The 11784-nt window shown below is 67.4% G+C and carries 3 protein-coding genes; all 3 read right to left on the reverse strand.

The genetic code is table 11. The features are described 5' to 3' along the window. Positions 1-859: 859 nt before the first annotated feature. Genes QX128_RS08080 through QX128_RS08090 form a run of 3 tightly spaced genes read right to left on the reverse strand, consistent with a single transcriptional unit; the run spans position 860 to position 11739 of the window. Positions 860-2743, reverse strand: coding sequence for a hypothetical protein (locus tag QX128_RS08080; protein WP_316237163.1), 1884 nt, complete (start codon positions 2741-2743; stop codon positions 860-862). After that, positions 2736-8405: a hypothetical protein gene (locus QX128_RS08085; RefSeq protein WP_316237164.1), complete on the reverse strand. Its 5670-nt coding sequence runs from the start codon at positions 8403-8405 to the stop codon at positions 2736-2738. Before QX128_RS08085 ends, QX128_RS08080 begins: the two co-directional genes overlap by 8 nt. 37 nt (positions 8406-8442) lie before the next feature. Then, positions 8443-11739 (reverse strand): hypothetical protein, encoded by a 3297-nt coding sequence (locus QX128_RS08090; protein WP_316237165.1) that lies wholly within the window; start codon positions 11737-11739, stop codon positions 8443-8445. Positions 11740-11784 lie beyond the last annotated feature (45 nt).

Below are 11784 nucleotides of genomic sequence, written 5' to 3' on the forward strand. Positions count from 1 at the left end.
GGAGGAAATGCCGGTCCGAATCGGAGCCTTCGTTGTTGTCGCAACAGATGTCTTCTTCCGCAGGGCGACCTTTGGTGACGCGGAGCGCTTTGCTGATGTGTTCTTGCGCGGCGTTGAGCCACGGGGCGTACGAAGAGCAGTGGTCACTGAATTCTCGTGCTGAATTGACGAATGCGATGCAAGCCTGCGAATCTCTGTCGAGCTTTAGCGGATTCGACGGCTTCACGGGATCCAAACTTCGGAGTGTCGATCACCGTTCTCCCCTTAAGTGCGACGGTGTCACCGACCAGCACCATCGTCGCGCTCCACGTGGGCAGACTGGGGTGTGATTTCAACTATGACGCAGAGAGATTCGTTCTTGAACGACCATGGTACGAACGCGTTGATAAGCGTGATCGCGGCCTTGGTGACTGCGCTGCACAGAATTCGCGAGCCAGGCTGACGGCCTGCGGTGGGACTACCTGTCACGAGGTTTGAGCAGAGCCTGCGGTTGCCCCATGCCGTAAGCGAGGCCGCGTGATCTCTGTCCTTATGGCTATGGGCCTCTGCCGAAGAGGCTCGGGCCGCAACGTACAATAACGCAGCAGCTTCAGATTCGACACAATCAATGCGAACCTCTCCGCGCTCAACCGGTGTTCCTCGTGCTCGCTCTCCGTTGCTCCTGCTGTGTCATGAAGGAAGCGCTCAGGTCGGGAATGGGCCCTCGGATAGTCAGGCTTGCCGGCCACTACGTAGTCTTGGGGCACCGAGCGTCTGCCGTTGCGCGAGAAACGACCGACTTGGGAATGACCCGCGCCCGTTCAACCCTCCACCGCCGGCGGCCGCGCCACGCCAGATTCGACGGTGACGTTTCATGCGTTCATGCCTTCCGCTTCGGAAGGATCGTGTCGAAAGCGAGCTTGCTCGACCGCTCGCCGCGATCGGTCTCCTTGCGGATGCCGAGCCAGACGAAAGTGCGGCCGTTGTACCAGCGCGTGCGCTGGAAGCTCTGGGTGACACGAATGCCCGCGCGCGGCACCTCCTCCTCATGGAGATTGTAGCCCTGCTGCTGCGGGAGGTCGAGACCGTGGCGCAGCAGATCTGTGCGAGGTTCGACGCGCACCGGCGGATCCGGGTCGCGGTCGATGACCCGCAGCAGCGCGGCGCGACGCAGCTGAATCTCGCGGCTGTCGTTGTCGATGTGCACTGGGATGAACGGGATCCAGTTCTCCGGCATCTCGCTCATCAGCCGATAGCGGATCGCGGCGTCGTTCTCGATCGGCGCCGCAGGTGGTGGGGCCGGCGGCAGGCTCTCCTCCACCAGGCGACGGAAATAGCGGCGGGTGTCGAGCGCGGCGCTGCGTCCGCTCTTGCTGTCGCCCGAAGCCAACATCACCCGCGACTCGACGCCCCACACCATGTTGGCCATCTCGTCGCGGAACAGTTCCACGGATTCCAGCGGCTCGCCCTCCTGGATCTTCGGCACGCTGGGCACGACGAACAGGCTGAGATCGGCGGGAATGTCGTCGCTCCCCTTCGTCGCCAGCGTAAACATCGACCAGCGTTGCCAATCTTCATCCGCGCCCTTGCCCGCGGCTTCGACCCAGATCCGCTCTCCGAAGACGTTGGTCACGCTCATGCCGGCGACCCTGGTGATCGCCCCGGCCGGCACCGTGAACGGCATCAGGAACCAATCGTTGGCGTAGACGAGGCCGAATTCGATCAGCAACAGCTTGTTGACGTCCGTCGTCTCCGGATCGATGTCGCCGAAATTCGTTCGTCCCTCCTCGAAGGTCCACCAGCGCGTGTTCGGCATGCCGTCGAACTGGATCGGCGCCGGGATGAACGACGCCGTGAAGGTCGTCTCGATGGCGGCAGGCGGCGGCGCGTCCGCCAGGTCACCGAGCCCTGCGCCGGAGGCGTCGACGTCGAAATTGTACCAGTCGAGATGCCCCTGGAAGTATTCGTCGGCGACCACGAGCTTCTCGCCGCCCGCCTTGGGCGCCGACGCTGCAAAGGCGTATTCGAGGCGATCGGGCAGCCAGGCATCGGCCGCACCCGCGGCGGGCTGGTAGAACGCCTCCCGGTACCACGCCAGGAATTCCGCCTCCGCCGTCTCGATCGCAGCAGTGCTGGCCGGGTTGCCGAGCGCGACGAGGTCGTGCGCGTGATTGCCGGGCGCGGCCATCAGATGCTCGACGAGGTCGTAGCCGTCCATCGACCTGCCGGCGAGCGCCGCCATCGTCTGCCAGGCTTCGCGATGGGCGGCGACCGGCGCATCGGCCTTGAGCGCCGGATCTGGCATGGCGAGCGGCAGCGCCGCGATGAATTGCTGGGCAAGCCCCGGCTCGATGCCGGCGACGAGCTTCAGCCAGCGTCGGCCCAGGGCGATGCGGAGATCGAACGCCATCTTCTGGCCGGCGAGACGGAACGGGATCGGCCGCCGCTCGACCTTGGCTTCGAGCGGCACGTCGTCGGCGAACGCTTCGGGCGGATTGCCGGCCGCGCGGTATTTCGTCAGTTCGGTGGTCTCGATGTGCACCTTGGCGACGACCGGCGAGCCGGCGTCGTCGCCCTGAAACTCGCCCATCTGCCACTGCTTCGTCAGCAGCCACAGCGGATCACGAACCTCGGCCTTGAGCGCGCGGTCGAAATCGTGCGTGCGTGGGCGGCCCTCGAGCCTGTTCCACAACGTGATCGTGGGCAGCTTCACCTTGCCGGAGAACACGGCGGAGAGGTTCTGAACCGCGACATAGTCAGCCATTGCCCGTCTCCGTCTCGGCCAGCACCGCGGCGAGGTTGTTGTTGAAGGCGAGGTTGAGCGAGGCCGTGATCGGATGGAAGGTCACGGCGGACACCAGCGCCGGCAGGAAGCGGGCATAGGCGGTGGTGTCGACGTGGTCGGGCTCGATCGCGCGCTTCTTGGCGAGGTCCATCGTCTCGCGCACCGTGTCGACGAGATCCTGCCACTGCCACGCGCCGACAAATTTCGGCGGCAGCGCCAGCAGCAGGGTCTGCGGCGGTTCGGCGTTTGGCCGGTCGAAGTGGAACGCCAGCCCGGTATCTTCGGTCGGGCGCGGGATCACTTCGGTCCACTCGTCGAGCAACAGCCCGAGTTGCCGCCGCGCCGGATCGAAGCTTTCGGCGAAATGCGCGGTATAGAGCAGCTTGTCCTCATCGATCACGAACGGCTTTCCGTCGGCATCGGTCTCCGGGAATTCGAGTCCGAGCCACGGCAACTCGGGGCGATGCGGAAATTGCAGCGCCTGCAGCGCGACGCCCGCCCCCGTGAACGCCTCGGCGAGATGCTGCGAGGCTTCCAGATCGTGCAGCTTCGACCGCACCCGCGCGACACCCGTGAACCAGTCGTCGAGCGGAAAGCGGCGTCCGATCGTCGTCTTGACGAACCCGAGAATGGTCTCGTCCGCCTGCGCGCCCGCGCCCCAGGCGTTGCTCCATTCACCGGCCAGCGCCGCTGGCAGGCCGAAATCCGGCACGATCTTGAAATCGTCGCCGAACAGCAGCTTCGCCGCCGCGGTCAACGCCTCGATCTTGTTCTTCGCCTCCGCCGCGGCATCGTATTGATCGAGCCGGGCCTGGATCGCCGGCAGCCGCGTCGTCAGCTCGAGCGCGAGCGCGGCGGTGCGCTTCGCCATGTCCTCTGCGAGGGCGACGATCGCCGCGCGCTGGGCTGCGATGTCGATCACCGCGGCGTCGAACGCGGCGTTCGCAGCCTTCGAGGCTTCGATGCCGTCGTGCAGGGCGGCGAGGTCGGACGCATTGTCGTAAAGCGTGATCAGAGCGGCGCGCTGTCCGACGAAGGCGGCGCGCGTGCCGCTCATGAGATCGTCGCGGAAATCGTCCGGTTGCGCCGGTAGAGGGTCGGTCGCCGTGGTCGCGATCAGCTTTTCGGCCACCCGCAGCGCCAGGAACTTCGCCGCGTCCGGCGCGCCCGGATCAGCGTCGTAAGCGGCCATGCGTGCGTCGAACTCGGCGAGTTGTCGGGTCCATCGAGCGATGTAGCCGGCGAGTGCGGCATGCAACTGGGAGAAGATCCGCCGCCGGTCGGCGTAGACGGCACCGGTACCGGTCTGCAACGGCGCGAACGGACCGAGACCCTGCATCACCGACACGAAGCCGGTGATCGTCAGCTCGATCTCCGTGGCGATCTGCGCCTCCTGCTTGGCGTCCAGGCGGGCCTGCAGCGCCGTACGGAAGGTGTCGAGATCCGCAAGCCCCCCGACGAGCAGGACGCGCGGCAGCGTCGCCCGCTCGCGTGCGAGCGCCGCGTCGAGATCGACCGCCTCGTTCGCCTCGCCGGCCATCGCCATGTCGCTCGCCTTGAGCGGACGCGAGCGCAGCAGCAGGCTTCTGAGATGCCGCATCAACGCCGACAGCTCGAACAGCGGCACATGCCCGGCGATCGCCGCGATCCTCTCGCGGTAGGCGATCGTCAGCATGGCGTCCGGGCGAGGCGTATGAGCGGCGATCACATGCGCTTCGATCAGATCGTCGAGCGCCTTGGCGGCTGGATCGTTGTCCGGATCGAGCAGATACAGCAGGTCGATCGGCAGCAGGCCGAGATCGGCCTGCGTCACGTTGTAGGTGACGGCGGAAAGATCGAGCGGGTCGGTGACCGTCACCGAGCAGGCGACCGCTGCCGGCGGCGGCAGAATGCCCGCGAGCCAGGCGTTGAGCGCAGGCTCCGCCTTCGCCCGCGGCGATGTCAGCGCGCCGTCGTTCGGGTCGAGCCCGGCCTTGAGATGCAGCGCCACCCGGTGGGTCAGCGTCACCCCCGACCGCGGCGTACGCACCACGTCGGGGGTCGCCGGGAATTTTCCCTTGGAGTAGGTGTCGAGCACGGCGCCGGCACGATCGTAGTTGCCCTGCACCACCTGATGCACGCTCTCTGCCATCGCGAGGTCGGCGACCGCGTCGGCGATGTCGGCAATCCGCGCGGCCTCGGCGGTGATCGCGGCTGCCTGCTGCGGGCTCGCCGCCGGCAGGTCGGCATCGTGGCCGAACGGATAGCTGCTCACGCCGCTGGTCTTGATGTGCTCGACCAAGGCCAGGCCGTCGATGACGTTGCGCGCCTCCACCCGGTCGATCCGCAGCCGCCGACCGAACGCGTCGAGCCGACCGGTACGCGTCGGAGTCAGCCGGTCGCCGACCAGCGGGAACACCTTGCGGAGGTCGTAGATGAACCCGTCCACTTCGACGTCGTGGCGGTCGTGCAGGCCGCGCTCGAACTGGTAGCCGAGCAACGCGCCGAGGCTCTGCTCGCCCTTCATTCCCTCGATGATCGACAGCGCGATGCGGACCCGTTCCGAGCTGAGATTGACAGCGAGGCTGCCCGGATTGTCGGGCGTGGCGTTGGACAGATAGCCGTTGCGCAGCACCGCGGCGGTCACCGCTTGGTTCAGCGACGGCGCGTGGATGTAGCCCTGGTTGCTGCGGTCGCGCATCAGCGGCGGCGCGTCGGGATCGGCAAAGATCGCCGCGAGGTTTGCCGGCAGTTCGACGGCCGTCAGCTTCTTGAACTCCGGCTTGACGTTCTCGAGCCAGCCATAGGCGCCGAGATAGATTCCCCTCTTCGCCTCGCCGGCCGGTGCGCCCGGCTGGGCGGTCCCCCGGCCGGCACCGTTCGGATAGCGCATCCGCTCCAGTTGGCGGCTCATGATGCCGCCGTACCAGGCGTCGAACCGGTAGGTGCAGAGGTCGAGATGCTCGGCGAACACCCGTTCCAGAACCGCCGTCGGCGACCTCTTCAGCCGTTCGAGCGCATCGAGCTGGCGCTTGAGATACGCGGTGGCGACCATCGAGGTCAGCACCGTCGGGATGAACTCGCCGACCGTCCTCAGTCCCGTTCCGGTGACGGCGGCGTCGCTGCGGTGGAGGTAGCGCCAGCGGCTGCCGCCGGCCGCGGCCGGCACGGCGAGGCTCGCCTCCTCGACCTGGAAGAACTTCGGCTCGCGCCGCGCCGCCTTCAGCTCGGTCTCGCCGATCAGCCCGGCATTGAAGAACAGACGGATGCTGGTCTCGACGAAGCTCAGGTCGAGCGCGTGATGCAGCATGAGATACAGCAGCGCATTCGGGCGCTGGGTGAAGCCCTGCTGCAGCCGCAGCGCGTCGTGGGAGGTCGCCGCAGCCTTGATCAGCCAGCCGATGTAGTTGTCGCCGCCGGCGGTGTAGGCGCGGATCTGCTCGGTCTCCGACAACGGACGGTCGTCGATCAGCGGACCCTTGAGCTGGTTGGGCGCCTTGAGAAAGAGTTTCTCAAGGATGTCCGGCACCTCGATTCCCTCGGGCGGCGTGTAGCCGAGCTGCTTCAGCAGATCGAGCCCGCTTCCGACATAGCCTGCGGCGAGCAGGAGCGCGACCAAGGCGCCGCCCGCCCCCTGCATCGCGAGGCGGTTGTACAGTTCCTTGAAGCTTTCGGCGAAGCGCTGCTGGAATTCCACCGATCCGGCGTGCAGGCCGAGGACATCGAGCAGTATCTGATGACGGTCGCCGCCCGGCTTGCCGATGTAGGACACCCGCGACATCAGCGGCTCCAGATCGGCCTCGACCTTGCGCAGCAGTTGATACAACCGCATCAGGAACCGCAATTCCGGATCGTCCGGTGCGTGCGTGGCCCCGACCGCGACGTTCGACCCGGCGAAGATCCATTGGATGCGCGAGCGCGGCGTCGCCGGCAGGATGCCGTAGGGCTGACGACGGACGCGGATCGTAGGCATCGGCCCGCGCGCCGACACGTGCCGGACGAAGAAGTCGCGGGTCCGCTCCACCGTCGAATCGTCGAAGATCGGATGAAGCATGCTCTCCATGAAGTAGCCGAGCGTAGCCGGCCACAGCGCCGTGTTCATGGCGCGGGCGTCGTTGACGTCGTGGCGATGGTAGAAGGGGATCGCCGCCAGCGCGGCCGGATCGAGACCGAGCGTGGCGGCGAGGCAGCGTCCGTCTGTCCGCTCGAACCATCCGTCGGGGTCCAGGGGCGGAGTGCCGAAGTAGTGATCGAAGCTGACGTCGGAATCCTCGCGCCAGCTGTAGGCGGCGCCCTCGCCCTCGACGTTGTTGGTCGGCTGGCCCTGCGGCAGGATCGAGAACCCCGCCTTCGACTGATGATGATGGACGAACAACTGCTCCAGCGCGACCCGGCCGGCGTCTGCATCGGCCCCGAGCCGCACACCGAGCACCATCAACTGATCGAAGCCACGGCGGAAGGCGGCCGGCGTTAGCGGCACCCGGAATCCCATGCCGATCTCGACGGCGCGGTCGAAGTTGCGCACCCATTCGAGCTCCGGACCGAACGTGATGTCGTCGCCGTCGCCCGCGACCGATGCGTCGTCCGTTCCGGTCGGCGACGGCGTGACCGGCAGCGGCGACGGAATCGGTTTTCCAAGTTGCTCGAGCTCGAGCGTTCCGTTGTTGTAGCCGAGCAGGACGAGGCGATCAGGCAAGGTCCGGGCGGTCGCCGGCTGCGACCAGCCGGTCTCGCGCATCGGCGTGGCGTCCGTGGCGGGAAACTCCAGATACGCGGCGATGACCGTGGTGGTCGCGCGGTCCGCGCCCTCGGGCGGCGCGTCGGCGAGATTCCGCGGCCGGTACGCCTCACGGACCGCCGCGGCGCGCTCGGCGCCGAGCGCGCTGTCGAGCGCGGCGATCGCGTCCGCCTGCGCGGCCGCATCGGTGCCCGCGCGCCACAGTGCCGTCCAGAACGTGCTGACCGCACCTCGCTCGGGATCGACGAGCGGCGCGCTGGTCACCACCGTCAGGATCACGGTCGGCACGCCTTCCACTTTGGCCGGTCGCGCCGCCTCGTTGAGCGGGCGATGAGTCTGGATCACGTAGTAGGACCGCCCCGAGCCCTGTCCGCTCAGCAGCGTTCGCCAGGCGGCCCGCTCCCCGGCGGGGTCGTGGTTCGCCCGCCAGACGTCGGCCCAATAGGCCTGGGCGCGCTTCACTTCGTCTTCCGACAACGCCTCCTCGAAGCTGTCGACGGCGATGTCGTCCGGATAGACCCGGACCCACAGCTCGTCGCGGTCGCCGCCGAATGCCGCCGCCTGCTTGAAGCGCGTTTCGATTCGCAGCGGCATCAGCAGGATCGGCGTCTGATCGGACAGCAGGCCGATGTTGCGGCGGGGATCGGTGAAGTTCGCGAACAGCCCGATATTGCGGACCACTTCGTCCTTCGCCGCCCTCAGCGCACCGCCCAGCCGCTCGATCTCGGAGGCCGCCGCCTTGATCTCCTTGTCGATCGCCGCCAGCGCCGGATCGTCGGCGCCCTTGCTGACGCGCTCGGCCCGTGCGCGGTCGCGGATCAGCCGCGCGCGGGTGTGGCGAAGCCGGCCGATTTCGCGCGACGTCGCATCGGCCGCGGCGCGCGACGCTTCCAGCTCCTTGCGGATATCATCGAACTCGGACATTTCGCTTCAGCCGCCCCCTGTCGTGTCCACTGCGCGATCAGTTCGGCAGCATCTCGCTGCCGTGCACCGCGACCAGCACGGGAACCTGGTAGAGGATGTAGGCGAGCTCCGCGGAGTTGCTGTCCGGATGCCAGCGGAGCGCCTTGTCCTCATCGTATTGTTGTTTCTTCTCCTGCAGCTCCGGAGCCACCGGATCGTCCAGGGTGAGGGTCGGCCCGCCCGGCCTGATCTGCAGGAAGCCCTTGTCGGCGTCGGACAGCACGTCGGGCCAGGCGAGATCGTTCCAGACGTTGAGCGGCCCATCGCGAGAAATATCGAGGCCGAAGCGCGGCTCGCCGGGCCGCTCCTTGATGACGAAGAACCAGCCCGGCGCCGTCGAATTGCCGCGGCCGCTGCCCCCCTTCGCCTCCTTCGAGGTCAGGTCGAAGCCGATGAAGGTGATGTCGGGATCGACCTTGGCTTCGTAGAGCGGTGTGCGCAGGCGATCCTCCACCGGACCGTCGGTCTCCAGCACCCGCTCGACGCGGGGATTGATCGCGCCGCCGTCGTCGCGCTGCCAGCGCGCCTTCTGGGCGTAGATCACCGCGGTCGGATATTTCTTCAGCAGCTCGCCGCGGATGACGAGGACGACTTCCTCCTCGTTCTCGCCCGGCTTCTCGCGATGGTCGTGATCGCCGAGCTTGGAGAACAGCGACCAGGTGTGGAGCGGCGGAATATCGCGGAGCTTTTCGCGCAGCTCGTCCTTCGACAGGCCCTCCCGGTCGATCACGCCGCTCGGGTCCCAGAACTGGCGGAAGCAGCTGCCGCGCTGGTCGGTGGGATATTCGCGCCACAGCAGCTCGCGGGCGAATTCATGGTTGAGGCCGACCATGTAGGCCTCGATGAAACGCTGATTGGTCTCGAGCAGCGTGATCGTGTTCTGCGGAATCTTGTCGATGTTCGGCAGGAAGTGCTCGTCGGACAGGCCGAGAAGCGGCTTGTACATCGGCAGGTCGATTTCCGGATATGCCATCACCGGCTTGAACACTTCCGGCTGCAGCAGCGTCGCGATCCCGTTGATGGCCAGCACTCGCGGCGGAATGGTGATCGAGGAGAAGGTGCAGGCGGGCACCGTCTTGTCGGGATCAATCGCAGCGAAGGTCGACGCTCCGAGCGCGGCGATGTCGATCGGCTTGCGCAACGGCGGCCTGCCGAGATCGGCGCTGACTGTGAGCAGCCGGTTGAGGTCCTTGAGGGCCAGTTTGAAGCGCGCCGCCTCCGGGCTGTCGGCGGACGAAACGCCCCCGACCGGCTCAGGCGCGGCGGGATCAGGATCGCGGATGGTGAACGACGGAAAGCCCGGCAGCGCGTCGATGATCTCGGGCGAAGCCCCTTGCGGCAACACGCCGGTCGCGATGCCAGCCTGCTTCTCCAGCCGCACCAGCCATCCGAACAGCGCCAGCGCCGCTGCCGCGACCACGATCGCGAACGGAATGGCGACGGCCAGCAGCAGCACGGCGAGCAGCAGCAGAACGACCAGCAATACCCACTTCGCCCAGCGGTGCTTGGCGAGCCAGTCGGTCAGCTCCGCGGGCAGCGACTTCGGCTGAAGTTGCGCGGCGACATCCTCCACCGCCGGCAAGGCTTCCGGGGTGACCCGCGGCGGCGCCGCGCTGACCTCGCCGCGATTGATCTTCTCCAGCAGCTCTTCGGCGCCTTTCGGCGAGTCGAAGCCGAGCGTCGCCGCGACCTGGTCGCGCGGCCGGACCGCGCGCCGGAACGGCGCAGACAGCGCCGCGCGGGGCACCGTGCTTTCCTTGAGCCGATGGCGCAGCGTGAAGCCGTCCGCGATCACCCGGCGCTGCACCGGCGCCATCATCGTGAGCCCGCGCTCCGCGCTGAGATCCTTCAGCGGCCCGAGATGGCGCGCATGCCAGATCGCGGCCGCCGCCTTGGCGAATTGCGCCAGCCTGATCCGCCGGTTCGCCGCGAGGATGTCGCCGACCTGGTCCCAGGCGGCGTCCATATAGGCCTCCTGGTTCTTCTGCACGACTTCCGTGCCGAACGCGGCGGGAACGCGAAACCGCGGGTCCAGATTGAGCTCGTGCACCCAATTGCGCGGCTGCGGCGCGTCGCTGCCGTCCGCCTCCTCAAGCAGCCGTTCGGTGAGCGCGTGCCAGCGGCCGTACAGCGGCGGCGTGATCACCGGGTCGGGCGCGCCTTCGCGGGCATAGTCGTCGGTCAGGTTGACGAAGCCCGCCAGCGCCTTCTCGAATTCGTGCGCGTAGGGTTCATCCCAGCCCTCATAGGCCGCAGCTTCTGCCTCCTGCGCACCGGTCAGCGCCTCGTCCGGCACCTTGAGCGCGCCGCCGAGCCGCAGCACCCCGTGAAGCCCGGCGACCGCGATGGGCGGCATCCCGGAACCCGGCGTCTGCGTGTCCATGTCGCGGCGGCCGAGCCGCGAGTCCGGCGGACGCGGCTTCAGCAGGCGGACGAGGTACTCAAAATCGCCCACCGTCCCAGTCTTGAAGTACCACCGCTTGTACACCGGATGCAGCGTCGGGAACGGCCGGTCGGTATAGTCCGCCCAGGCCGACAGGGTCGCGAAGAGCGCGGGATTCGCCACCGGCGCGATTCCGAGGCCGGCGAGACGGCCGCTCTCGAAGGTCGGCACCACGAACGCATGGTAGGACGTATTCGGCTTCAACTGACGCGGCGACAGGACGCGCGAATAGGCGTAGTCCGGATTGCTGGCCAGCAGGCTCTCCAGTCGCGCCCTCGCCTGGTCGGCATTGGTCGATTCCACCACGCCGTCCTGCTGGATCAGGTCGCGATTGACGTGGACGTGCGCCCAGGCCCAAAGCTGGTCGGCGGGCGGAAACACCGAGGCCGGATCGCCCGTCACCTCGATCGCCGGCAGCGGCCGCGCCGACGACACCGCGACTTCCTTGAACTCCTCCACCTCGAGCACCAAGAGTGCGAGCCACGGGCGCAGCCGGTGGCGCGACTCGTCCGGCGCGGCCGGCGTGTAGCGCCACGGAAAATCCTCGTCATAGAACTCAACGAAGGGCAGGTAGTTCGGCTCGAAATTGGTGATCCAGTCGCGCGGCTCCACCTTCACCACCGCCTTCGGATCGATGCCGACGATGTCGCCTGGACCATAGAGCGCGACGTCGCGCGAAATCGTCGCCGTCAGATCCGTGTCGCCCTGGACCGGCCGCCCGGCCAGCGACAAGTCGACCTTGATCGTCGCGCGCAGCGCCACCGCGTTGTCGTTGTCGGCCGCGGTGATGTTGTTCGCCACGCCGAGCCGCAGCCAGGGCAGGAAGGAATAGGTGCCGATCGTGTCGCTCATCCCGCCCCTCCCCGCCGCCTCGCCGGACCGCCCGCCATCATCGTG

This window comes from Bradyrhizobium sp. SZCCHNR1015, assembly GCF_032489875.1.
Lineage (GTDB): Bacteria > Pseudomonadota > Alphaproteobacteria > Rhizobiales > Xanthobacteraceae > Bradyrhizobium.

What these genes read in the sequence shown, in the direction of transcription:
- QX128_RS08080 (WP_316237163.1), bottom strand. Translation starts at nt 2,743, where the DNA reads ATGGCTGACTATGTCGCGGTTCAGAACCTCTCCGCCGTGTTCTCCGGC.
- QX128_RS08085 (WP_316237164.1), bottom strand. Translation starts at nt 8,405, where the DNA reads ATGTCCGAGTTCGATGATATCCGCAAGGAGCTGGAAGCGTCGCGCGCC.
- QX128_RS08090 (WP_316237165.1), bottom strand. Translation starts at nt 11,739, where the DNA reads ATGAGCGACACGATCGGCACCTATTCCTTCCTGCCCTGGCTGCGGCTC.